Annotated in this window: 17 protein-coding genes; 13 read left to right on the plus strand and 4 right to left on the minus strand. The window is 76.4% G+C overall.

From position 1 onward, the window contains the following. Nucleotides 1-56: 56 nt before the first annotated feature. From ACZ7LB_RS07545 to ACZ7LB_RS07555, 3 genes are all read right to left on the minus strand, one after another. Complete coding sequence (locus tag ACZ7LB_RS07545; protein WP_471465980.1) at nucleotides 57-1,514, minus strand: MFS transporter; 1,458 nt, start codon at nucleotides 1,512-1,514, stop codon at nucleotides 57-59. A 122-nt stretch (nucleotides 1,515-1,636) separates the two neighbouring features. Then, on the minus strand, nucleotides 1,637-2,086 hold the full coding sequence (locus tag ACZ7LB_RS07550) for a hotdog fold thioesterase (protein ID WP_471466071.1): 450 nt from the start codon (nucleotides 2,084-2,086) through the stop codon (nucleotides 1,637-1,639). 29 nt (nucleotides 2,087-2,115) lie between these two features. Continuing rightward, on the minus strand, nucleotides 2,116-3,825 hold the full coding sequence (locus tag ACZ7LB_RS07555; RefSeq protein WP_471465981.1) for a class I adenylate-forming enzyme family protein: 1,710 nt from the start codon (nucleotides 3,823-3,825) through the stop codon (nucleotides 2,116-2,118). A gap of 456 nt (nucleotides 3,826-4,281) precedes the next feature. On the opposite strand from ACZ7LB_RS07555, the gene ACZ7LB_RS07560 reads away from it, so the two are divergent. The 13 genes from ACZ7LB_RS07560 (at nucleotide 4,282) to ACZ7LB_RS07620 (ending at nucleotide 22,872) form a co-directional block, all read left to right on the plus strand. Then, on the plus strand, nucleotides 4,282-6,246 hold the full coding sequence (locus tag ACZ7LB_RS07560; protein WP_471465983.1) for an AMP-binding protein: 1,965 nt from the start codon (nucleotides 4,282-4,284) through the stop codon (nucleotides 6,244-6,246). Then, nucleotides 6,243-7,376 carry a beta-ketoacyl synthase N-terminal-like domain-containing protein gene (locus ACZ7LB_RS07565; RefSeq protein WP_471465984.1) on the plus strand — a complete coding sequence of 378 codons (1,134 nt, stop codon included), beginning with the start codon at nucleotides 6,243-6,245 and terminating at the stop codon, nucleotides 7,374-7,376. The genes ACZ7LB_RS07560 and ACZ7LB_RS07565 overlap by 4 nt, the downstream gene beginning before the upstream one ends. Further along, complete coding sequence (locus ACZ7LB_RS07570; RefSeq protein ID WP_471465985.1) at nucleotides 7,373-8,380, plus strand: beta-ketoacyl synthase N-terminal-like domain-containing protein; 1,008 nt, start codon at nucleotides 7,373-7,375, stop codon at nucleotides 8,378-8,380. Before ACZ7LB_RS07565 ends, ACZ7LB_RS07570 begins: the two co-directional genes overlap by 4 nt. 51 nt (nucleotides 8,381-8,431) lie before the next feature. Next, nucleotides 8,432-8,701, plus strand: a complete 270-nt coding sequence (locus ACZ7LB_RS07575; RefSeq protein ID WP_471465987.1) for an acyl carrier protein — start codon at nucleotides 8,432-8,434, stop codon at nucleotides 8,699-8,701. Beyond that, nucleotides 8,698-9,480 (plus strand): 3-oxoacyl-ACP reductase FabG, encoded by a 783-nt coding sequence (gene fabG / locus ACZ7LB_RS07580; protein ID WP_471465988.1) that lies wholly within the window; start codon nucleotides 8,698-8,700, stop codon nucleotides 9,478-9,480. The genes ACZ7LB_RS07575 and fabG overlap by 4 nt, the downstream gene beginning before the upstream one ends. Before the next feature lie 485 nt (nucleotides 9,481-9,965). After that, nucleotides 9,966-11,375, plus strand: coding sequence for an ABC transporter substrate-binding protein (locus ACZ7LB_RS07585; RefSeq protein WP_471465990.1), 1,410 nt, complete (start codon nucleotides 9,966-9,968; stop codon nucleotides 11,373-11,375). Nucleotides 11,376-11,475: 100 nt separating this feature from the next. Further along, the gene (locus tag ACZ7LB_RS07590) at nucleotides 11,476-12,759 is read left to right on the plus strand and encodes a carbohydrate ABC transporter permease (protein WP_471465991.1); all 1,284 of its coding nucleotides are present in this window, start codon (nucleotides 11,476-11,478) and stop codon (nucleotides 12,757-12,759) included. Then, nucleotides 12,756-13,670 (plus strand): carbohydrate ABC transporter permease, encoded by a 915-nt coding sequence (locus tag ACZ7LB_RS07595; protein WP_471465992.1) that lies wholly within the window; start codon nucleotides 12,756-12,758, stop codon nucleotides 13,668-13,670. Before ACZ7LB_RS07590 ends, ACZ7LB_RS07595 begins: the two co-directional genes overlap by 4 nt. Nucleotides 13,671-13,884: 214 nt before the next feature. Continuing rightward, complete coding sequence (locus ACZ7LB_RS07600) at nucleotides 13,885-15,315, plus strand: glycosyltransferase (protein WP_471465993.1); 1,431 nt, start codon at nucleotides 13,885-13,887, stop codon at nucleotides 15,313-15,315. 145 nt (nucleotides 15,316-15,460) lie between these two features. Next, nucleotides 15,461-17,713 (plus strand): bifunctional glycosyltransferase/CDP-glycerol:glycerophosphate glycerophosphotransferase, encoded by a 2,253-nt coding sequence (locus ACZ7LB_RS07605; RefSeq protein WP_471465995.1) that lies wholly within the window; start codon nucleotides 15,461-15,463, stop codon nucleotides 17,711-17,713. A gap of 7 nt (nucleotides 17,714-17,720) precedes the next feature. Further along, nucleotides 17,721-19,949: a bifunctional glycosyltransferase/CDP-glycerol:glycerophosphate glycerophosphotransferase gene (locus ACZ7LB_RS07610; protein WP_471465997.1), complete on the plus strand. Its 2,229-nt coding sequence runs from the start codon at nucleotides 17,721-17,723 to the stop codon at nucleotides 19,947-19,949. Continuing rightward, on the plus strand, nucleotides 19,946-21,223 hold the full coding sequence (locus tag ACZ7LB_RS07615) for a hypothetical protein (protein ID WP_471465999.1): 1,278 nt from the start codon (nucleotides 19,946-19,948) through the stop codon (nucleotides 21,221-21,223). The genes ACZ7LB_RS07610 and ACZ7LB_RS07615 overlap by 4 nt, the downstream gene beginning before the upstream one ends. A gap of 92 nt (nucleotides 21,224-21,315) precedes the next feature. Beyond that, a complete protein-coding gene (locus ACZ7LB_RS07620) occupies nucleotides 21,316-22,872 on the plus strand; it encodes a hypothetical protein (RefSeq protein WP_471466001.1) in 1,557 nt (518 codons plus the stop codon). Between the two features lie 107 nt (nucleotides 22,873-22,979). Here the strand turns inward: ACZ7LB_RS07620 and ACZ7LB_RS07625 are convergent, their stop codons facing one another. Next, entirely contained in the window at nucleotides 22,980-23,393 is a 414-nt protein-coding gene (locus tag ACZ7LB_RS07625) for an organic hydroperoxide resistance protein (RefSeq protein ID WP_471466003.1), read from the minus strand. Nucleotides 23,394-23,504: the final 111 nt, after the last annotated feature.

Here is a 23,504-nt window from a genome sequence, read left to right on the forward strand (position 1 = left end):
GGTGCCACCTCTCGGGGCGGGAAGGGGGGCGGGGCGGGACCCCGCCCCCGGGGGCGTCAGGAGCGGACGGGGGGCGGGCTGAAGCGCTTGAAGGTCCAGGTCGTCACCATCACCACGAGGACGAGCAGGAAGCACACCCAGGTCGCCCAGGCCATCGCCCCCGCCCAGTCGCCGTCGGTGGGGGCCTTGCCGGCCGTCGCGAAGAACAGGGCGCCGACCGCCGCGACACCGGCGGCGCTGGCGAACTGCTGGGTGGTGGTGAGGATGCCGGAGGCGGTGCCCGCGTCCTGCGGGCGCACCGTGGTGAGGGCGGCGCCGAAGAGGGCGGGCAGGACGACGCCGTTGCCGCCGCCGATCAGGCAGAGGCAGAACACGATCCAGGGCAGGCCCGTGTCGGCCCCGGCGACGGCCAGCCGCAGCGCGAGCAGGGCGAGGCCGAGCGCGGTCACCCCGCCGGAGACCACCAGGGCGTTCATGCCCCAGCGGGCGGTGAGCCGGCCGCCGATCATCGAGGTGGCGGTGAAGAGCACGCCCATCGGGGAGAAGACCAGGCCCGCCTCCAGCGGGTCGAGGCCGAGGCCGGACTGGAGCAGCAGGGTCAGGGTGAACATGAAGCTGCCGAAGTAGATCATGAAGGCCACGCCGGCGATCACGCCGCTGCGGAAGGACTCGCTGCGGAACAGGGACATCACCAGCACCGGGTTGCCGCCGCGGGCGGCCAGGGAGCGCTCGTACCAGAGGGTGGCGGCGCCGAACGGCAGGGCCAGGGCCATGCTGATCCACGTCCAGGCGGGCCAGCCGGAGGCGTGTCCGGTGGTCAGCGGCACCAGCAGCAGGGCGAGCGCCGCGGAGACGCCGAGGGCGCCGACCGGGTCCAGACCGGTCCTGCCGAGGCGGGTGCGGGCGGGCAGCACCCGCAGCGCGGCGAGCGCGATCAGCAGGCAGAACGGCACGTTGATGAGGAAGATGGTGCGCCAGCCGAGCCCGGCGAAGTCGGAGGCGACGAGCGCCCCGCCGAGGACCTGTCCGGCGATGGAGCCGAGGCCGGCGGCGACCCCGTACCAGGCCATCGCGCGGCCCTTCTTCTCGTCCGGGAAGTACGCGGTGATGACGGCGAGCACCGGCGGGACCATGACCGCTCCGGCCAGGCCCTGGGCGAGGCGGGCGACGATGAGCTGCGCGGGGGTGTCGGCGAGGCCGCACAGCAGCGAGGTGACCCCGAAGGCGAGGGTGCCGATGATGAAGAGGCGGCGGTGGCCGAAGCCGTCGCCGAGCCGCCCGCCGGTGATCATTCCGGCCGCGTAGGCGAACGCGTAGCCGCCCACGACCAGTTCGAGCTGGCCGGAGGTGGCGTGGATGCTCTCCTCCATGGAGGGCGCGGCCACGTTCACGACGAAGAAGTCGAACTGGGCGAAGAACATGGCCGACAGCAGGACCAGGAGGACCGGGCCGGTGCGCTGCACGGTCGGCGGCGCCCCGGTCTGGGTCTCGTGCGGATCGTGGGTGGTGGTCATGGGGGGTTCCTCGGGGTGTGGTGTCGGGGTGGTGCGGGGCGGGTCCGGGGCCGTCACCGGCCGGGAGGGGCGGGGGCGGCCGGGCCCGGTGCGCGCCGCCGGTGGCGGCCGGGCCCGGCCGGTCAGCCGCGTCCGCGGGCGCCCCTGGTGCCGCGTCCGCCGTGGATGGCGCAGGTGATCCGGGCGGTGCAGACCCGCCGGCCCGCCTCGTCGGAGACGACGATCTCGTAGCTGGCGGTGGTCGCGCCGAGGTGGAGGGCGGTGGCCACGCCGGTGACCGTCCCGGCGCGGACCGGGCGGTGGTGGGTGGCGTTGAGGTCGACGCCGACGGCGATCCGCCCCTCCCCGGCGTGCAGCGCGGCGCCCAGCGAGCCCAGGGACTCGGCGAAGGCCGCGGAGGCGCCGCCGTGCAGGATGCGCTGCAACTGGGTGTTGCCCCGCACCGGCATGGTCGCGACCACCCGCTGGGCGGTGGCCTCCTGGAAGGTCACGCCCATCCGGCCGGCCAGCGTCCCGGCGCCCGCCTCGTTGACCCAGGCGACGGTCGCCTCGGGCGGTCCGGCCGGGAGGATGCCGCCGGGGGCCTCCGGGGCGGGGGCGCTCACGCGCCGGCCGCCGCGGTGACGGGGGCCGGGGTGCCGGGGGCCGCGGCGGCGGGTCCCGCGGGCCGGTACTCCTCCAGGGCGGCGTACTTCTCGCGCAGCCGGCGCTTGAGCACCTTGCCGGTGGGGCCGAGGGGGATGTCGGCGGCGGAGGGCGCGATCTCCAGGTACGCGAGCCGCGGCTCGCCCGCGGCGGACAGCACCCTGTTGGCACGGGCCAGCAGGTCGGCGGGGTCGGCCTCCTCGCGGAGCGTCACCAGGGCGACGGGGACGGTGCGGCCCCGGTCCCGCCCGGCCACCACCGAGCAGTCGGCCAGCTCGGGCAGGCCGATCAGCATCTCCTCCTCCATCAGCGCCGAGTGGCCGTCGCCCGCGTCGGTGCGGATGCGGTCGACCACGCGGTCCACGTGGAAGAACTCGCCGTCCGCCGTGCGCCGCACCAGGTCCCCGGAGAGCCAGTGGCCGGAGAGCATCGAGCGGTAGGTGGTGTCGGAGTCGTTCCAGTAGCCGTGCGCCACGGCCTCGCCGCGCACGCCGAGCATGCCGACCTCGTCGTCGGCGGCGTGGCTGCCGTCCTCGCGCAGCACCGCCACCTCGGCGATCGGGACGACGGTGCCCAGGTGCCGGGCGCGGGCCGGGGAGTCGGGGGTGAGGACCTTGCGCAGCGCGGCCCAGCCCAGTTCGGAGGAGCCGAGGCCGTCGTCGACGACCGAGCCGGGGACGTGGCCGTCCGGGGTGGTGGTGCGGCCCAGCGCCATCAGGCGCCGCATGTGCGCGTCGTGGCCGCAGTCGCCGAGGTTCACCCACACCTCGACCGTGCCGACGTCGGCCGGGTCGGGCTCGTGGGTGGCCAGGTGGGAGAGGGCCTCGTTGAAGGCGAGGACGACGGTGGGGCGGTGGGTGGCGCTGCCGCGCGCGATGCCGGGGCCGGTCGGGTCCGACCAGCCGACGGTGGGCACCCCGGCGAGCAGGGAGTAGAAGGTGAAGGCGATGGCGCTGGAGTGGGACTGGGGGGCGCCCGCGAGCACCCGCACGGTGTCCGGCTCCGGGTGGTTGAGGAGCCGGTAGCAGGCGCCCGAGACGCTCTGCCGGTGGGCCCATATCACCGGCTTGGGGTTGCCGGTGGTCCCGGAGGAGTGGCAGATGACGACGGCGTCGTCGTCACTGTGCCGGAAGAGGTCGGCGGGGCGCGGGGCGCGCGCCCCGAGGGTGCCGGTCTCCTCGTCGAGGGCGGTCCAGCGCAGGTCGGGCAGCGCGCGTTCGGCGCCGGCGAGGCCCTCGCGGCGCTCACCGTCGGTGAACAGGCCGACGGCGCCGGTGCGGCGCACCAGGCCGAGCGCGGTCTCCGGCACCATCCGGCCGTTGATCAGCACCCCGATGGCGCCGATCCGGGCCAGGGCGGTCAGGTGGACCTGGTAGGCGAAGGTGTCGGCGAGGTAGACGGCGACCCGGTCGCGGGGGCCGATCCCGCGGTCCAGGTACCAGGCGGCCCATCCGTCGGCGAGCGCGTCCAGCTCGCGGAGGCTGAACTCCTCCTTGGGGCGTCCGTCCAGGCCCGTGAGGGGGCGGTCGGCGAGCAGGACGGGCAGGTCGGCCGCCGGGTTCGTCTCGGCGGCGATCCGCCAGGCGTTGCCGCCGCCGAGTCCGGGCATCGCCGCGAGACGGGCGCGGGTCTCCGGGGGCAGCAGGGTCTTGGACGTGAGCGGCATGGGATCACCTGGTTCCGATCGGGGGAAGACTTCGGTGGACGTCCGACTCCGCCTGGGCCGCGCGGCCGGAACGCAGGTGGGCGCGCGGCGTGCCGCGCGTCCCGGCGCGGGGCACCGGACGGTCCGGCCCCCGGTGCGATCCAGTGCGGGCAGCCCGCACCGGCGGCTCGGCTCCCGACGCTAGGGGGGGCCAGGGGCCGTCGCCAGCGCGCCCCGCACAGTGCGTCAGGTCGGCGCGAAACGATCCTGACATCGCGTCAATATCGTTGTCCCACAAGCCTGTTGACAGCCTTTAGAGGCCGGTGGGCGGGGGTGCGGGCGGACTTGACGGACTCCCTCCGCATCCGCTGACGGGCCGAATCCGGCGTGGATACCGTCCTTGTGGCCTCCGGGAGCCAGCCCCGACCTGCCGTCGTTCTGCCCGACAAGTCGTCCTGCCCGACAAGGAGTGCACCCATGCCGCCTGAGCGGATATCCGATCCTGTGGAGCGGTTGCGGGTCATCGTGGCGTCCGTCCTCGAACTCGACCTCGACTCGGTGCCCGCCGACGCCTCCTTCGAGCGGGAGCTGAAGGTGGACTCGCTGGAGAAGGTCGAGATCGCCGCGCGCGTCGAGCAGACCCTCGGGGTGCTGCTCGGCAACGAGGCGATCAGCTCGGCCGACAGCGTCCTGGACCTCGCCGCCCTGATCAGCGCCGCCGCCGACGCCCCCGACGGCCTCCCCGGGCCGGCGGTCCTGTCCTCACCGGCCCCGGTCCCGGCCCCGGCCCCGGCGACGGCGACCGCGGGCACGCCGGCGGACCCCTCGACGCGGAGCCCCGACTCCCCCGCCGCCCCGCACGCCTCCGCCGCTCTCCCCCGCACCGCTCCCCCCTCCCCGGCCGCCCCCCGGGCCCGCGAGGTCACCGGCGGCACCGGGCTGGTCCACCGGCTGGTGGGCCGCCACCTCGCGGCCGGGCACGGCGAGCGGACCGCCTACCTCGACCCCCAGCTCGGCACCGTCCGCTACCGGGCCCTGTACGAGGCCGCCCTCGGCTACGCCGGTGCGCTGCGGGCGCACGGGGTGCCCCCCGGCAGCCGCGCGCTGGTCGTCGCCGAGGACTCGGCCGCCACCGTCGCCGCCGTGCTCGGCCTCTGGTGGCACGGCTGCGTCCCGGTCCCCGTCAGCCCGCTGCTCGCGGAGACCGAGCGGGACTTCATCGCCGCCGACTGCGACGCCGCCGTCCTCCACCTGGACGCCCTGCCCGAGCGGCCCGGCCCGCCGGCCGGCCCCGTCCTGCTGACCGGCGACGACGTGCGCGCCGGGATGCGCACCGGCGGCCCCACCACCGCCCACCGCCCCGCCCTCGCCGCACCGGCCCCCGCGCCCCACCCCGAGGGCCGCGCCGCCCTGATCCAGTACACCTCCGGCAGCACCGGCGCCCCCAAGGGCGTGCGGCACACCGCCGCCGCGATCGCCGCCATGCTCGACGGCTTCGGCGCGCTGCTCGCCCTGCGCCCCGACGACGTCGTCCTGTCCACCGCGCGGATGTCCTTCGGCTACGGCTTCGGCAGCTCCGTCCTGTGCCCCCTCGACGCCGGGGCCGCCACCGCCCTGATCCGCGGCGCCGTCGACGTGCACGCCGTCGGGGCCGCGCTGCGCCGCCACCGCCCCACGGTGCTGTGCTCCGTGCCCCGGCTGTACGCCGCGCTGCTCGACACCCTCGCCCCCGGCGACCCCGCCACGGCCGGGCTGCGGCTCTGCCTGACCGCCGGGGAGAGCTGCCCGGCCCCCCTGCACACCAGGATCGGGGAGGCCCTGGGCGCCACGGTGCTCAACTGCCTGGGCGCCACCGAGGTGATGCACGTCGTCATCGCCACCCCGCCCGGCCGCCCGCTGCCCGGCCGCGCCGGACTGCCCGTGCCCGGCGTCACCGCCACCGTCCGCGACGAGCACGGCCGCCCGGTGCCCGACGGCACCGAGGGCCGCCTGCACATCGCGGGCCCCACCGTCTCCATCGGCTACCTCAACCGGCCCGACGCCGAGCGCGCCACCTTCGCTCAGGGCGGCGCCTACACCGGCGACCTCGTCCGGCGCGATCCCGACGGGGTCCTCACCCACCTGTGCCGCGCCGACGACGTGCTGAACCTCGGCGGTTACAAGGTGCCCCCGGCCGAGATCGAGGCGGTCGTCCGCCAGGTCGCCGGGGTGCGCGACTGCGCGGTGGTCGGCAGCCCGGACGCGAGCGGGCTGGAGAGCGCCGTGGCCTTCCTCACCACCGATCCCGCCGCCGACCACGACAGCCTCCGGCGCGCCGTGCGGTCCCGCATCCGCGCCGGGCTCGCCCCCTACAAGCGCCCGGCCCGGCTGGAGTTCGTCGACGCGCTGCCCACCACGACCACCGGCAAGGTGGCCGCCTACCGACTTCGGGAGCAGGCATGAGCTGGGACATCACCGGGATGGGAGCGGTCGCCTGCGTGGGCGACACCCCGTCCCGGATCTTCGACGCGCTCTGCGCGGGCCGCGGCGGGCTGCGCCCGCTGGAGGTCTTCGACCACGACAAGTACCGCGCCCGGCAGGCGTACGAGATCGGCGACCGGGCCGTGCCGGGCACCGACGAGCCGGGCCGGGCCACCCGCTGGCTGATCGCCTCCGTCGAGCAGGCGCTCGCGGACGCCGGGCACGGCGAGGACCTGGCCGACGTGCCCGTCCTGGTCGGCACCACCCTCCAGGAGCAGCGCAGCGCCGAGCTGTGGTGGCGTCACGGCGCCCCCCTCGACCCGGCCTCCCTGCACTTCGGCACCGCCCTGCGGGAACGATTCGGCGCGACCCGGACGTACACCTTCGCCAACGCCTGCGCCGCCACCCTCTACGCGCTCGCCATGGGCACCGACCTGATCGGCCTGGGCGAGGCCGACACCGTGGTCGTGGCCGGCACCGACTCCATCGGGGAGAGCGCCTACGGCACCCTCGACCGGGTCCAGAACGAGGTGCCGGACGCCCTGCGCCCCTTCGACCGCTCGCACCGGGGCATGCTGATGGGCGAGGGCGCCGTCGCCGTCGTCCTCACCCGCGCCGCCGCACCCGGCCGCGCGGTCCACGCCCGGGTGCGCTCCGTCGGCATCAACTGCGACGCCTTCCACTCCACCGCGCCCGACCCCGAGGGCATCACCCGGGTCCTGCGCGAGGCCCACCGGCGGGCGGAGGTCACCCCCGAGGACGTCGACCTCGTCATGCTGCACGGCAGCGGCACCCCGAAGAACGACTCCACCGAGGCCGCCGTGCTCTCCCGGTTCTTCCCCGGCGACGACGGACCGCTGATGACCGCCGTCAAGTCGATGACCGGGCACACCCTCGGCGGCTCCGGACTGCTCAGCCTGGTCGTGGCGGCCATCGCCCTGCGACGGGGCCAGGTCCCGCCGGTCCTCGGCCTCACCGACCCGATCGAGGAGGCCGCCGGACTGCGCCTGGTCCGCGACCGGGCCGCCACCGCGGACCTGACGCTCGCCCAGATCGACGCGTTCGGCTTCGGCGGGATCAACGCCGCCGCCATCCTGGAGGCTGCCCGATGACCACCGCACACGCTCCCGCGCGGCCCGCCCCCGGCCCGCCCGTCGTCACCGGCGTGGGCCTGGCCGTCCCCGGCCTCACCCTGCCCGACGAACTCCTCGGCACCGTCCGCGAGGGCGGCTTCGACCCCCGTACCGGGCTGACCGGCCGCGATCTGCGGCACAAGGACCGCGCCTCGCGGCTCGCGCTGCGCGCCGCCGCCCCCGCGCTGCGCGACGCCGGGCTCCTCGGCGACGACGGCTACCGGGGCGCCGGCGACCGCACCGCCGTCCTGGTCAGCACCAACGCCGGCATCCTGGACAGCGTCTGCTCCTTCGCCGACATCATCGCCCGGGACACCGTGACCGGGCTCAGCCCGCTGGGCCTGCCGCAGACCTCCAGCAACGTCGTCGCCGGATCGGTGGCCATGGCCCACGGGCTGCGCGGCCCCAGCGTCACCCTGTGCAACGGGCCGACCAGCGGGCTGGACGCCCTGTACTGGGCCCGCGCGCTCATCGTCGCCGGCCGGGCCGACGCCGCCCTGGTGATCGGGGTCGAGCCGCACGGCGAGGCCGTCGCCAAGCTGCTCGGCGGGGACGCCCTGGACGGCGCCGCCGCCCTCGTCGTGGAGTCCGCCGCGCACGCCGCCGCGCGCGGCGCCACCGTGCGCGCCGCGCTCACCGGGTGCGCCCGCGCCGGGACGCTGGACGCCGCCGTCGCCGCCGCCCGCGCCGGGGGCCCCGGAGCCCGCCCGGAGGCGGCGGAGCGGACCTCCCCGGACGCCGCCCTGTGGCTGACCGACCTCGCGGACGACGGCGCCCCCGGGCCCGCCGGGGCCGGGACCCGCCGTCTGGACCCGACCGCCTTCCTCGGCCACAGCTCGGGCGCGCGCGGAGTGCTCCAGGCCGCCGCCGCCGTGGCCCACCTGGACGGGCACGCCGCCGACACCGTCCTCGCCACCTGCGGCGGGCCCGGGGACGACGCGGTCGCCGCCGTCGTGCTCGGCGGCCCCCGCCGCGCCTCCTGAACCCCGCCCCTCCCGAACCGGACCCGCCCGTACCAGACAAGGAGTCATCGCATGCCCGAACGCACCGGCAAGCCGCTCGACGTCGAGGAGCTGCGCTCCGTCGTCGCCGGAGCACTGGACCTTCCCGTCGAGGAAGTGACCGACGACGCCCGCTTCAAGGAGGACCTGGAGGTGGACTCGCTGATCTCGCTGGAGATCGCGGTGCGCGTCGAGGAGAACTACGGCGTGAAGATCGACGAGTCCCGGCTCACCGAGATGGGCACCTTCCGCCTGGTGCGCGACCTCGTCGCGGACGGCCTGGGCGCCGAGCCGGCCGCATGAGCGCCGACGCCACCGGGCGCCGGCCGCCCGGCAGCCCGGTCGCGGACCGCCCGGTCGCGCTGGTCACCGGCGGTTCGCGGGGCATCGGCCGCGCCGTCGTCCTCCGGCTCGCGCGGGAGGGCTACGACGTCGCCTTCTGCTACCGCTCGGACGTCGGGGCCGCCGAGAGCACTGCCCTCGCCGCCAAGGAGGCCGGTGCCCGCGTCCACCACCGGCCGGTCGACGTCGGCGACTTCGACCGGGTGAAGGAGTTCCTCGCCGGGGCGGAGGCGGAGCTGGGTCCGCTCACGGCGGTCGTCACCTCGGCGGGGATCACCCGCGACCGCCCGCTCGCCCTCATGAAGGAGGACGAGTGGCGGGAGGTGATGGACACCAACCTGAACGGCACCTACCACGTGTGCCGGGCGGCGGTCTACGCGCTGATGCGGCGGCGCCGGGGCGCGATCGTCACGCTCTCGTCCATCGCCGGGGTCCACGGCAGCGCCGCGCAGACCAACTACGCGGCGTCCAAGGCGGGGATCATCGGCTTCACCCGGTCCCTGGCCAAGGAGTGCGGACGCTACGGCATCCGGGCCAACGTCGTCGCCCCCGGGCTGGTGGACACCGACATGACGGCCGCCCTCCCGGCGGAGGTGGCCGAGCGGCACCTCGCCAACATCCCGCTCGGCCGCGCGGGACGGCCCGAGGAGGTGGCCGACCTGGTCGCCTACCTGCTCTCGGACCGGGCCTCGTACATCACCGGCCAGGTCGTCGAGGTCAACGGCGGCCTCTCCGGCTGACGGCCCGCGCGACGGCGCGGCACGGCGGGGCACCCACCCCGCCGTGCCGCGCCCGTGCCGCACCGTGCCGTGCCGCACCGCACCCTGCCGTGCCGTGCCGTGCCGTGCCGTGCCGAACGGTGGGGCGGGGTACGGCGGATCGAGACGGGGCGGGAGGCCGACGGGTGCGGTGCGCCGGGGCACCCGCGGTCCCGCACTCCCGTCGTCCTCCCCGGCCGTCCTGCGCCGAGCGCGCGTTGTGCCGCTCCGACCCGACTCCCCCGCCCCGCACGACATATGGGGGCACACCCCGCACCCCGGCCGACGGCGCGACAAGTGCCGGTGAACCCAACCGCACACGCCCACAAGCCCGTTGGACTCATCACAAGGGAATCACGATCCCCTGTCCAACCGCCGACGCGCCCTTGCCGCCCCCATCCCCCTGGCGTACACCGGACCGCACGGGACAGCGCCAGACGTTCGACGAGGAACGAAACGGGGCAGTGATGCGCGCAAGCAGCACCATCCGGAAACGCGGTACCGCCGGGCGGCCCACGGGGCCCGCGAGAACCACCGGGATCGCCGCCGTACTCGCCGCGGGAGCCCTCGCGCTCTCGCTCACCGCCTGCGGGGGCGACGACGGCGGGAACGACGAGGGCGCCGGGCCCACCGGCGGGAGCGCCTCCGCCTCCGCCCTCGCCCTGCCGAAGCTGGACGGCGCGCGGCTGGAGGTCGCCGCCGTCTGGTCCGGCACCGAGCAGGAGAACTTCAAGAAGGTCCTCGCCGACTTCGAGAAGCGGACCGGGGCCGAGGTGACCTTCGTGCCCGCCCAGGACCCGATCGTCAACTTCCTCGGCTCGAAGGTGGCCGGCGGCGCCCCGCCCGACGTGGCGATGCTGCCGCAGCCCGGCGCCATCCGGCAGGCCGTCGCCAAGGGCTGGGCGAAGCCGCTGGGCGGCACGGCGGCCGGGGAGCTGGCCAGGAACTACTCCCGGGCCTGGCAGGAGATCGGCTCGGTCGACGGCAAGCCGTACGGCGTCTACTACAAGGCCGCCAACAAGTCCCTGATCTGGTACAACACCCGGGTCTTCGAGAACGCCGGCGCCACCGAGCCCAAGACCTGGGACGAACTGCTCGGCGCGGCGCGGGCGGTCTACGACTCCGGCGTCACCCCCTTCTCGGTGGGCGGCGCGGACGGCTGGACGCTCACCGACTGGTTCGAGAACGTCTACCTCTCGCAGGCGGGCCCGGAGAAGTACGACCGGCTCGCCCGGCACGAGATCAAGTGGACCGACCCCTCCGTGAAGGAGGCGCTGACCACGCTCGCCGGGATCTGGGGCGAGAAGGACTTCGTGGCGGGCGGCGCGGACGGCGCCCTCCAGACGGAGTTCCCCGCCTCCGTGACGCAGACCTTCACCGGCGGCGACCAGCCCAAGGCCGGCATGGTCTACGAGGGCGACTTCGTGCAGGTCACCATCGCCGAGACCAAGGCCGGGGTGGGCGAGGACGCGAAGGTCTTCCCCTTCCCGGCGGTCGGCGGCACCGCGCCGCTGGTCTCCGGCGGCGACGCGGCGGTGATCCTCAAGGACTCCGAGGCGGCGCAGGCCCTCGCCACCTATCTGGCCTCCCCGGACGCGGCGGCGATCCAGGCGCGGCTGGGCGGCTTCCTCTCCCCGAACAAGGCCCTGGACCCCTCAGTGTACCCGAACGAGGTGCAGCGCAGGATCGCCGAGGCGCTGGTCGCGGCCGGTGACGACGTCCGCTTCGACATGTCGGACCAGGCCCCGCAGTCCTTCGGCGGCACCCCCGGCAAGGGCGAGTGGAAGATCCTCCAGGACTTCCTGAAGAACCCCCGGGACGTCGCGGGCGCCCAGGCGGCCCTGGAGGCGGAGGCCGCCGCCGCCTACGGGAACTGACGCGGTGGCGCCGAACCCGGCGGCGGGGCCCCCACCGGCCCCCGCCGTCCCCGCGCCCGCTCCCGCCCCGCCGGTCCGGGCGGGCGGGCCGCGCCGGAGCGTGACCGGCACCCGCCGGACGCTGGCGGTCCTGTTCCTGCTGCCCGCCCTGGTGCTGCTCGGCGCGCTCGTGGCCTACCCGGTCGGGTACTCGGTGGTCCGCAGCTTCTACGACCGGTCGGGCGGCTCCTTCGCCGGACTGGACAACTACCGGGCGCTGTTCACCGACGACGGCATCCGCACCGCCCTGCGGAACAACGTCGTCTGGGTGGTGTTCGCGCCCGCCGTCGCCACCGCGCTCGGCCTGGTCTTCGCCGTCCTGACCGAACGGGTGCGCTGGGCGACGGCGTTCAAGCTGGTCGTCTTCATGCCGATGGCGATCTCCATGCTGGCCGCGGGCATCATCTTCCGCCTGGTGTACGACCAGGCGCCGGAGAAGGGCGTGGCGAACGCGGTGTGGGTCGGGGTGCACGACACGTTCGTCACGTCGTCGGCCTTCCCCCGGGCGCACCCGGGGCGCGATTCCCCGCTGGAGGCGGCCGGGGGCGGCGCGTTCGTCACGAAGCTGCCGGTGCGGGCCGGTGTGCCGGTCGCGCTGCCGCTGGTGGGCGTCGCCCCGGACCGGCTGCCGGACGGCACCGGACCGGCCGCGGCGGCCCGGCCCGAGGAGGGCGGGATCACCGGCACCGTCTGGCAGGACTTCACCCGCGGCCGGGGCTCCGGCACGCCGAACGCGGTCGACGCCTCCGAGGTGGGCTACGCGGGGATGCGGATCGAGGCCGTCCGGGACGGCGAGGTGGTGGCGTCCACCAGGGCGGCGGGCGACGGCACGTTCAGCCTGCCCGCGGCGGCCGACGGGGCGCTGCTGCGGCTGCCCGCCGGCAACTTCCAGGAGCCGTACAACGGCCTGGACTGGCTCGGTCCCTCCCTGGTCACCCCGGCGATCATCGGCTCGTACGTGTGGATGTGGGCGGGCTTCGCGATGGTGCTGATCGGGGCCGGGCTGGCCGGGGTCCCCCGGGAGCTGCTGGAGGCGGCCCGGGTGGACGGGGCGGGCGAGTGGCAGGTGTTCCGGCGGATCACGGTGCCGCTGCTGGCGCCGGTGCTGGCGGTCGTCACCGTCACCCTGATGATCAACGTGCTGAAGGTGTTCGACCTGGTCTTCATCATCGCCCCCGGCTCCTCCCAGGACGACGCGAACGTGCTCGCCCTGGAGCTGTACCGCAAGGGCTTCGCCGCCGACCAGCCGGGCGTGGCCAGCGCCATCGCGGTGTTCCTGCTGCTGCTGGTCCTGCCGGTGATGTGGTTCAACGTGCGGCGACTGCGACGGGAGGTCCGGCGATGACCACGGCAGCGGACTCCCCCGCGGGGACGGCGCCCCCGGGTGCCCAAAGGGCCGCCGGCCGCCGCCCGCTGGGGGCACGGCTCGCGGAGCGCGCGAGCGGCGGGCTGGTGCGGGTGTTCCTGGTCCTCGTGGCGCTGTTCTGGCTGGTGCCCACGGTCGGGCTGCTGCTGTCCTCGCTGCGCTCGCCCGAGGACATGGCGGCGAGCGGCTGGTGGAAGGTGCTCTCCGAGCCGTCCCGGATCACCTTCGGCAGTTACGCGGACCTGCTGCGAAACAGCGACATCACCTCGTCGCTGCTCAACACGGCGCTGATCACGGTCCCGGCGACGGTGCTGGTGGTGGTGATCGGGGCGCTGGCGGGCTACGCGTTCGCGTGGATGGAGTTCCCGGGCCGCGACTGGTGGTTCCTCGCGGTGGTGGGCCTGCTGGTGGTGCCCGTGCAGGTGGCGCTCATCCCGATCGCCGAACTCTTCGGCTCCATCGGCCTGTTCGGCTCCATCGCCGGAGTGGTCCTGTTCCACGTCGGCTTCGGCCTGCCGTTCGCGGTGTTCCTGCTGCGGAACTTCTTCGCGGAGATCCCCCGGGAGCTGCTGGAGGCCGCGCGGCTGGACGGCGCCGGTGAACTCCGGCTGTTCGCACGGGTGGTGATGCCGCTGGGCGCGCCCGCCCTGGCGAGCCTCGGCATCTTCCAGTTCCTGTGGGTGTGGAACGACATGCTGGTCGCGCTGATCTTCTCCGACGCGGGGAGCCAGCCAATCACGGTCGCCCTCCAGACGCAGGTGCGGCAGTTCGGCAGCAACGTCGACGTGCTGGCCCCCGGCGCGTTCCTGTCGATGGTGGTCCCGCTGGCCGTGTTCTTCGCGTTCCAGCGGCAGTTCGTCTCCGGTGTGATGGCGGGCGCCGTCAAGTAGCCGCCTCCGGACGCCCCCCGCCGTACGGGTGCCGCCGTGCGCGCGGGGGGCGTCAAGCGGGCGCCGCGCCACCACCCCTGCGGGCGGGGCGCGTTGACCGGTCCGGCCGCACGTGGGGAGGGGTGCGGTCGCCCGAATGCCACGAGGGCCGTAACCAAGTCACTCCATTGGCCGTTGCCGGGCCGAACGCCCGTGCCGACCCATGGATGTCCCCGTGCCCCGGTTCAGTGTCATCGTCCCCGCGTACCAGGTCCAGGCGTATCCGCCCGCGTGCCCGGAGCCGGTGCCGTCCCAGTCGTACGCCGGCCCCGGACCGATCGCCGTGGACGACCGCTCCCCGGGCGCCCGCGGCGGCCCGGCCGACGGGACCGCGGCCCGGGACCCCCGGGTGCGGCCGGTGCACCAGCCCGCCCCCGGCGGTCCCGGCCCGGCCCGCGACGCAGGGGCGGAGGGGGCCCGCGGCGACCGCCCGGTCCTCCCCGACGGCGGCGCCGCCCTCGCCCCGGGCGGTTCGGCCGCGCCGGCGGACCGGCTCGCCGGGATCGGCGCCCGCCCCGGAGCCGACCCGGAGCCGGACCGGTGGCGGCCGGAACCGGACCGGAGCGTGGCCGACCGTCCGGTGGCCGACCGTCCGGTGGCCGTGCGCCCCCGGCCCGGCCGGGCGCCCCGGGCGCTGCGCGCCGAGTTCGCGCGCCGCGCCCGCGCCCACTGCCGCCGCTACCGGGGCCCCGGCGCCCCCGCCGCTCTGCCCGCCCGGCTCCGCCACGCCCTGCTCCGCCCGGGCCTGCGCCGCGCCTACGAGACCCTGCGGCTGGCCTCCGCCCTGTGCCGCCGCGCCGCCCGGCGCTCCGCCCGGCTGCTGCGCGCCGCGCACGGCACCGCCCTGCGGCTGCGCCACGGCGCGCGGCGCCGGCTGCCGCCGCGCGCCGACCGCGCCGTCCTCGGCGACCTCGGCGACCTCGGCGACCTCGGCGTCCGGGGCGACCGGGGGCACGTCGGCGACCCGGGCGCGCCGGAGGGGGCGTTCCGCGACATCGCCCCGCGCGCCCGCACCGCCCGCACCGCCCGCACCGCCCGCACCGCCCGGGCCACCCGGGCCGCCGCGCCCGCCCACCGCCGCACCGTCCCGCCGGGCGTCCGCCGCCCGACGCCGGGGACGGCCGCGCACGGGACGGCGCCGGTCCGCTGCCGCCGCCCGGTGCGCGACGACGCCCTCGACGCGCGCCCGGCCCGACGGCGCGGGCCGGTGTCCGCGCGGACCCGGGCGGGCACCCCCGTCCAGCCGTTCGGCCCGGACCCGCTGGACCGCCCGGCGGCCGTCCGCGGCCCCCGCCCCGGCCGGCCGCCGGGCGGCGGGCCCCCGCCCGGCGCCGCGCATCACCGCGCGCACCACCCCACACGCCAGCGCGCGGACCAGCGCGCGCACGGCACGGCGCATCCGGCACCGGCCGCGGGCCGGGCCGCCGTCCGCCCCGCCGGACCACCGCCGCCGCGCCCCGCCGGACCGCCCGGGAACGGGGACCCCCGTGCCCCGGGCCCCCGCGCGGCCGCGCCCCGCGCCCCCGACCCGCGTCCCGGCCCGGACGGCGCCGTGCCCCGCCCCGCCGTGCCCCGCCCCGCCGGGCCGCCCGCCGACGCCCCCTGACCGCCGTACGTCCTCCGGGAGTCCGCGTGCCCCGCGGCCCGTCGCGGCCCACTCCGTCCCGGCCGCCCGCCGGGCGCCCCGGCCGCCGGGCGGTCCGTTCCGCGGCGACCGCCCGCCGGCCCCGGCCATCGAGAGAAAGAGCAGAATGCCCCGCTTCAGCATCGTCGTCCCGTCCCATGGGGTCGCAGGGCGGCTGTCCGAGGCCCTGGACTCGGTCCTCGGCCAGTCCTTCGCCGACCTCCAGCTCATCCCGGTCCAGGACGCCCCGGACGGCACGTCCGGCCACGGCACGTCCGGCCACGGCGCGCCGGACGCCGCGGCGGCGGAGACCGTGACCGCACGCGCCGCCCGCGACCCCCGGGTGGCCCCGGTGCACTCGCCACCGTCGGAGGGCCTGGCCGGGGCGCGCAACGCCGGGCTGCGGGCGGCGACGGGGACGTACGTGCTCTTCCTCGACGGCGACGACCTGCTGGCGCCGGGCGCCCTGGCGGCCCTGGACGCGCGGCTCGCCGAGACGGCCGGCGCCGACGTCCTGTACTTCGGGCACGAGCGCGTCCCCTGGTGGGAGGGCGAGCCCTCGTACCCCGCCGAACCGCTGCTGGCCGGGGCCCCCCGGGACGCCTTCGCCCCGGACCGGGCCCCGCGGCTGACCGGCGCCGTCCTCCCGGCGTGGAGCGCCGCCTACCGCCGGGCGTTCCTCACGGAGCGCGGACTGGACTTCCCCGCCGGGCACTTCACCGACATCGGCTTCGGCACCCGGGTCGCGGCGGAGGCCGAGCGGATGGCGGTGCTGCGCGCGGTGGCCGTGCGCCACCGGGTGCGGCGCCAGGGCAGCCGGCTCGGGCTGCCCGGCGGGCACCACGCCGAACTCCTGGACCGGGCCGAGGAGGCGCTCGACCGCGCCGCCGGGCGGAACCTTCCGGCGGAGCGGCGCGGGCCGCTGTTCGAACAGCTCTTCGCCGCGGTCCTGAAGACGGCCACGCATCCGCGCCGGCTGACCCGCCGGGAGCGCCGGGCCTTCTTCCGCCGGGCGAGCCGCCTCTACCGGCGCCACCGTCCCGCCGGGTTCCGGCCCCCGGGCGGACGGATCGGCGTGCAGCACCAGCTGCTGGCCGCCGGCTCGTACACCGGCTTCCGCGCCCTGCGCGCGGCCGGACGGGTGGCCGGCGCGCTGCCCGCCCGGCTGCGGCGGGCGCGCGGGCTGCGCACCCGGCTGTACTACCGCGCCCGGCTGCGCCGTCCGCTGGACCCCCGGCTGGTCGCGTACTGCGCCTACTGGGGACGGGGCTACGCCTGCAACCCGGCCGCGATCCACGCCAAGGCGCGGGCCCTCGCCCCGCACCTGCACGGGGTGTTCCTGGTCGAGCCGGACCAGGCGCACACCGTGCCCGAGGGGGTGGACCACGCCGTGATCGGCAGCCGCCGCTACTGGGACGTGCTGGCCCGCGCCACCTATCTGGTCAACAACGCCAACTTCGCGGAGGACGTGGTCAAGCGCCCCGGCAGCGTCCACCTCCAGACGCAGCACGGCACCCCGCTGAAGACGATGGGCGTGGACCAGTCGACGTATCCCGTGGTGGCGGCGGTGAGCGGCAGCTTCACCCGGCTGCTGGGCCGGGTGGACCGCTGGGACTACAACCTGTCCGCCAACCCGCACTCCACCCGGATGTGGGAGCGGGCCTTCCCCGGCTCCTACGAGCAGCTGGAGTACGGCTATCCGCGCAACGACGTGTTCCTCACGGCGACCGCCGCGGACGTCGCCCGGGTCCGCCGCGAACTGGGGGTCCCCGAGGGGGCGACGGCCGTGCTGTACGCGCCCACGCACCGCGACCACGAGGACGGGTTCGGCGCGGGCCGCCTGGACCTGGAGGCGTTCTGCGAGGCGGCCGGCGAGGACGTGGTGGTGCTGCTGCGCGCCCACTACTTCTACGACCGGGGCGCCCCCGGCGGCGGTGGCGGCCGGATCATCGACGTGACCGGGCACCGCTCCTCGGAGGAGGTGTGCCTGGCCGCCGACGCGCTGGTCACCGACTACTCGTCGATCATGTTCGACTACGCCTGCCTCGACCGGCCGATCGTCGTGTACGCCGACGACTGGGAGGTGTACCGGGAGACCCGGGGCGTCTACTTCGACCTGATGGCCGAGCCACCGGGCCCGGTCGCGCGCACCCCCGGCGAACTGGCCCGCGTCTTCCGCGACGGCGACTGGGCGGGCCCCGGCGCCACGGCGCTGCGGGCCGCGTTCCGCGAGCGGTTCTGCGCGTTCGACGACGGCCGGGCCGCCGAGCGGGTGGTCCGCCGGGTGCTGCTCGGTGAGCCGCAGGAGGCGATCCCGCCCGTGATCCCGCTCGCGCGGCGCCGTCCGGCGCCCGCCGCCGTCCCCCTCGTAAGGAGCTGACCCCGCAGTGCCCCGCTTCAGCGTCATCGTCCCCTGCTACCGGGTGCAGGGCTTTCTCGGCGAGTGCCTCGACTCGGTCCTCACCCAGTCCTTCCGGGACATCGAGGTCATCGCCGTGAACGACTGCTCGCCGGACGGCTGCGGCGCGATCCTCGACGCCTACGCGGCCCGCGACGAGCGGGTGCGCGTGCTGCACCTGGAGGAGAACGCCGGTCTCGGCCGGGCCCGCAACGCCGGGATGCCGCCGGCCACCGGCGACTACCTGTTCTTCCTGGACAGCGACGACACCCTCACCCCGGGCGCGCTGGCCGCGATGGCCGACCGGCTCGCCGAGACCGACGACCCGGAGGTGCTGGTCTTCGACTACGCGCGCACCTACTGGTGGGGCGGGACCCGGCGCAACGCGCTGGCCCGGGTCCTCGCGGAGGCCGGGGACGGCACCTTCACCGCGGCCGGGCGTCCGGAGATCCTCGACCTGCTGATGGTGGTGTGGAACAAGCTCTACCGGCGGGACTTCGTCGAGGCGGAGGGCTTCGCCTTCCCGCCGGGCTACTACGAGGACACCCCGTGGACGTTCCCGGTGATGCTCAGCGCCGGGCGGATCGCCGCCCTGGACCGCGTCTGCCTCAACTACCGGCAGCGGCGCAGCGGCAACATCCTGTCCACCACCAGCCGCAAGCACTTCGACATCCACGAGCAGTACGAGCGGGTCTTCGCCTTCGTGGACGCCCGCCCGGAACTGGCGCACTGGCGGCCGTTCCTGCACGCCAAGATGGGCGAGCACTGCCTGGACATCCTGTCCAAGCCGGACCGGCTGCCGCCCTCGGACAAGGGCGAGTTCTTCCGCCGCACCGCCGAGATGTTCCGCCGCCACCGCCCGGCGGACGCGGAGGTGCCCGCCGGGCTGCGGGTCCTGGAGCACGGATACGCCGCCTACCGCCTGCGGCTGCGGGCCGGGCGGGCCGGGGCCGGGCTGGAGCGGCGGGCGGGGCAGGCGCGCGGCGCGGTCGCGGGGCGGCTGGAACGGGCGCGGACCGCGGTGCGCGGGCGCCGTCCGCTCGATCCGGACCTCGTGGTCTACTCCGCGTTCTCGCACCGGGGCGTGCTGGGCGACCCGGCGGCGGTGCACCGCGCGGCCCGGGAGTTCGCGCCGGGGCTGCGCGGGGTGTGGGTGGTGCGGGACGAGGAGACGGCGGCGCTGCTGCCGCCGGACACCGAACACGTGGTCGTGGGCGGGGCGGAGTACCGCCGGGTGACGGAGCGGGCCTCGTTCCTCGTCAACAACGTCAACTGGCCCGGCGCGCTGGCCAAGCGCCCCGGCAGCGTCCACATCCAGACCCACCAGGGGACGCCGCTGAAGTACATGGGCGCCGACCTGCTGCGCAAGCCGGGCGCCCGGCACGGGCTGGACGTGCCGCAGATGCTGCGCCGGGCGGACCGCTGGGACCACAGCCTGGTCGCCAACCTGCACTCGGAGCGGGTGTGGGAGCGGGCGTACCCGTGCCACTTCGCGTCCGCGCGCACCGGCAGTCCGCGCAACGACGTGCTGGTGGGCGCCGGGCCCGAGGAGGTGCGCCGGGCCCGGGAGCTGCTCGGGGTCCCGGCCGGGGACAGGGTGGTGCTGTACGCCCCGACCCGGCGGGAGTACCGGCGCGGCGGCCACGTGGAGCGGATCGACCCGGCGCGGCTCGCCTCCGACCTGGGGCCGGGGCACACCCTGGTGGTGCGGCTGCACCCCTCGCTGGCCACCGGCCCGGCGCGCGGGCTGGGCCTGTCGGAGCTGCACCGGCGGGGCGTGCTGATCGACGCGACCGACGAGCCGCACGCCGAGCGGGTGCTGCTCGCGGCGGACCTGCTGATCACCGACTACTCGGCCCTGATGTTCGACTTCGCGCTGCTGGACCGGCCCGTCGTGGTCCACGCCGACGACTGGGAGGCGTACACGGCGAGCCGGGGCGCCTACTTCGACATCACGGCCGAGGCGCCGGGCGCGGTCTCCCGGTCGTACCGGGAGCTGGTCGGGCTGCTGGAGTCGGGGGCCTGGCGGGACGCGGAGGCGGAGCGCCGGCGGTCGGTGTTCCGGAGCCGGTTCTGCGCCTTCGACGACGGGCGGGCGGCCGAGCGGGTGGTGCGGACGCTGATGCTGGGCGAGGAGATGCCCGCCCCGCCGCCGGGCCCGGTGGTGCCCGGTTCCCGTGCGGAACCGGCCGGGCGCGATCTGCTGACGTCCCCGTGAGGACGCGCACCCCGGTGCTGGTCCTGGCCGCGCTGTTCGCCGTGCTGCAACTGGCCAACGTCACCGGCCGGGACACCCCCGACACCAAGAACTACCTGTCGTACGCGCTGAGCCTGGCCGGCGGGGGCAAGCGGGAGGTGGCGGAGGCCACCATCGACTACGTGTGCGCGAGCCGGGCGGACACCGCGCGGCGCGCGCAGGGCGTGGACGTCGTCCGCTTCCACCGGGCCGACCCCGCCGGCGCGGTGACGGAGCGGTGCCGGGCGGCCGAGTGGCGGCAGGTGGAGCCGCGGCTGGCGGCCGGGCGGACCGGCGGGCACACCGTGCCGTACCTGACGGAGCGCTACATGGCGATCTTCGAGGCGCGGCCGGGGTACCCGGTGTTCCTGGTCCCCTTCGTGCTGGCGCTCGGGCCGGTGTGGGGGCTGTGGGCGGCGGGGGTGGTGATCGCCTGCGCGGGCGGGGCCCTGGTGGCGCTGGTGCTGCGGACGCTGTCCGCGCCGGTGCCGTCGGCGCTGGTGGGGCAGGCGCTCTACTACGTGCTGCCGTGCGGGACGACGGCGATGCGCCCGATGACCGAGGGGCTGCTGATGGCCCTGACCCTGGTGGCGGTCTGGGGCTGCGCGCTGACGCTGCGGGCCGGGCGGACCCGGTCGGGTCCGGCGCTGGTCGCCGGGGCGCTGCTGGCGCTGTTCACGGTCAAGCACTCCCAGGCGATGTTCCTGGGGCTGTGCCTGGCGGTGGCGGGCGCCCTGGTCGCGCTGCGCCGCCGGAGGCGGGGCCGCCCCCCGGGCCGGGGGGTGCTGTCGCTGGCGGCGGTGGGGGCCGCGGGGGTGGTGGTGACGCTGGTCCTGGCGCGGCTGCTGGGCTACCCGTCGGAGGGCGACAGCCTCCAGGACCTGCTCACCGACCACTTCGCGCGGCCGGACCGGGAGCGCCCCTGGGCGGAGTTCCGGCAGTTGCAGGGGAACTTCTGGGTGGAGTGGCTGCGCCGCCAGGCGTGGGAGCCGCTGTTCGCGGCGGCGCTCTGCGCGGGGGCGTGGGGGGCGCTGCGACGCGGCGGCGCGGCCGGGGTGTTCCTGGTGGCGGCGGCGTTCACCGGGTTCCTCACCCAGGCCGCGCACCCGGACATCTCCATCTGGGGCGGGCGGCTGATCGTGCTGGCCTGGCTGCTGCCGGTGGTGGGGGTGCCGCTGCTGCTGGAGCCGGTGGTGCGGGGACGGGTGGCGCTGCCCGCGCAGGGTCCGCCGCGGCGGGTCGGCGCCCCCGGCTGAGGATCACCCGTTGAGGTGAGGCGAGGTCATAGCCTTGACCTCGCCGGGAACATAGGGCAAATGCCCCGAAAGTCCCTTCCTCCGTCCACCCGGTGAGCGGCGGCCTCCTCGTCCGGCGGCCGGTGCGCGGCGCGACGGCGCTGCGCGGCGGCCGCTCGTGGCGTCCCACCCCGTTCCAGGCCGCCGGTCTGCTGTTCCTCCTGGTGATGACGCTGGCCTACTGGCAGGTGCCGCTGTGCTGCGACGCCGGCCAGCACGCGGCGGTCGTCGAGCGGCTGCGGGCGTCCCTGCTGCGGCCCCGGCACCCGATGGCCGACCTGCCGGGCGCGGGCAGCGCCTACTACTCGCCGTACGCGCTCGCCGAGGGCGTGTTCGCCCGGCTGACCGGGCTGGGCGGCTGGGAGGTGGTGCGGCTGGCCGGTCCGCTGAACCTGCTGGTGCTGCTGACCGGGCTGAACCGCTTCGTGCGGGTGCTGACCCCGCGGCCGTGGGCGCCGGTGCTGGCGCTGGGCGCGATGACGCTGCTGTGGGGCACCGAGCGGGCCTGGTGGAGCGGCTACCTCGGGCTGATGTCGATGACCGGCAACCTCGGCTACCCCTCGGCGTTCGCGATCGGGCTGACCTTCTGGGCGTGGGCGCTGACCGGGGCGCGGGCCCGCGACGAGCACCGGGTGCGCTACGTGGGCCCGAGCGGACTGCGCGGCTACACCGGGTACGCGGCGCTGGGCCTGCTGTACGGCCTGATCCTGCTGGTGCACCCGATCACCGCGGTGGCCGCGGTGCTGGGCGCGGTGGCGCTGGTCGCCGGGTGGCAGCGGGACCGGCGCGGGCCGGTGGTGGCGCGCTGGGCGGTGACGGGGGCCGCGGCGGTGGCGTCGGCGGCGGCCTGGCCGTACTTCGACGTCCTCGCGCTGGCCTCGGACGGCAGCGTGGACGCGATGCACCGGGTCCTGTACCGGGACCTGCCGGGGCAGTTCTGGCTGGCGCTGCTCGGGCTCCCGGCGCTGTGGCTGCGCGCCCGGCGCTCGGCGCGCGATCCGCTGGTGCTGATGTTCGCGCTGGAGTGCGCGGTGGTGGCGTACGGCTGGTGGAGCGGCCACTACACCTACGGGCGCATCCTCGGGCTGGCGCTGGTCCCGCCGCAGTTCGCGCTGGCGGTGGAGCTGGCCGCGCCCCGGCCGTGGGCGCGCTGGCGGCGGGCGCTGGGCGCGGTGGCGGGGGCGGGGGCGCTGCTGGGGTTCCTCACGGTGCAGGCCGGGGCGGTGCTGCCGCGCGCCCTGGACCCGGTGGGCTTCGACCAGCCGCCGCGCTGGCCGACGTACGACTGGGCGGCCCGGTACATCGGCCCCGGCGAGGCGGTGATCACCGACGGCTACTACGCGGGGCACCTCATCGCCGGGTACGGGCCCGACCTCGCGGCGCCCGCCTGGCCCGACCCGGCGCTGGACGAGACGGAGCGGCGGCGGCGGGTGGCCGACGTCCGGGCGTACCTCTCGCCGGAGTCGACCCCCGCCCTGCGGGCCGCCGTCGTCCGCCGCTACCACGTGCGCTGGCTGCTGCTGACCCGGTGGCAGCGGGTGCCCGGGGAGGCCGTGGTGGTGGCGTGGAGCGGCCGGACGGGCGAGGTGCTGGCCCGGGTCGGGGGCTGAGCCCCGGCACCGGGGGCGCCGGACCCGCTCCCGCGGGCGCTCCCGGAGGCGGACGGACGGCGGACGGCGGACGGCGGGGCGGACGGGTGGCCGGGTGGAGCGGAGGGCTACTCGACGATCAGCTCGACCGGGACGTTGCCGCGGGTGGCGCGCGAGTAGGGGCAGACCTGGTGGGCCTCCTCGACCAGCTTGCGGCCGGTCTCCGCGTCGATGCCCTCGGGCAGCTCGACACGCAGGGTGACGGCGAGCGCGAAGTCCTCGCCCTCCTTGCCGAGGGTCACCTCGGCCGTCACCGCCGCCTCGCCGACGTCGACCCGGGCCCGGCGGCCGACCAGGCCGAGGGCGCCGCCGAAGCAGGCCGCGTACCCGGCGGCGAACAACTGCTCGGGGTTGGTGCCCTCCCCGTCGCCGCCCATCTCCACCGGGGCGCCGAGCCCGAGGTCCAGCCTGCCGTCGGAGGTGACGGCACGGCCGGCGCGGCCGTGGGTGGCGGTGGCTGCTGCGGTGTAGAGCGGGTCCATGGGTGACCGTCCCTCGGAGGAAGCGTTGTCGGGCGCCCATGAGTAGATCAGACAATTAAGTTGTGCACAACTCACTTGTGGGCGTTCCAGTGGTGCGCGAAAAGGGTGCCC

Source organism: Streptomyces sp. NPDC107521 (assembly GCF_055598485.1).

Bases quoted from the DNA above. Each gene is read 5' to 3' on its own strand.
- ACZ7LB_RS07545 (WP_471465980.1), bottom strand. From the start codon at position 1,514: ATGACCACCACCCACGATCCGCACGAGACCCAGACCGGGGCGCCGCCG.
- ACZ7LB_RS07555 (WP_471465981.1), bottom strand. From the start codon at position 3,825: ATGCCGCTCACGTCCAAGACCCTGCTGCCCCCGGAGACCCGCGCCCGT.
- ACZ7LB_RS07560 (WP_471465983.1), top strand. From the start codon at position 4,282: ATGCCGCCTGAGCGGATATCCGATCCTGTGGAGCGGTTGCGGGTCATC.
- ACZ7LB_RS07565 (WP_471465984.1), top strand. From the start codon at position 6,243: ATGAGCTGGGACATCACCGGGATGGGAGCGGTCGCCTGCGTGGGCGAC.
- ACZ7LB_RS07570 (WP_471465985.1), top strand. From the start codon at position 7,373: ATGACCACCGCACACGCTCCCGCGCGGCCCGCCCCCGGCCCGCCCGTC.
- ACZ7LB_RS07575 (WP_471465987.1), top strand. From the start codon at position 8,432: ATGCCCGAACGCACCGGCAAGCCGCTCGACGTCGAGGAGCTGCGCTCC.
- fabG (WP_471465988.1), top strand. From the start codon at position 8,698: ATGAGCGCCGACGCCACCGGGCGCCGGCCGCCCGGCAGCCCGGTCGCG.
- ACZ7LB_RS07585 (WP_471465990.1), top strand. From the start codon at position 9,966: ATGCGCGCAAGCAGCACCATCCGGAAACGCGGTACCGCCGGGCGGCCC.
- ACZ7LB_RS07595 (WP_471465992.1), top strand. From the start codon at position 12,756: ATGACCACGGCAGCGGACTCCCCCGCGGGGACGGCGCCCCCGGGTGCC.
- ACZ7LB_RS07605 (WP_471465995.1), top strand. From the start codon at position 15,461: ATGCCCCGCTTCAGCATCGTCGTCCCGTCCCATGGGGTCGCAGGGCGG.
- ACZ7LB_RS07625 (WP_471466003.1), bottom strand. From the start codon at position 23,393: ATGGACCCGCTCTACACCGCAGCAGCCACCGCCACCCACGGCCGCGCC.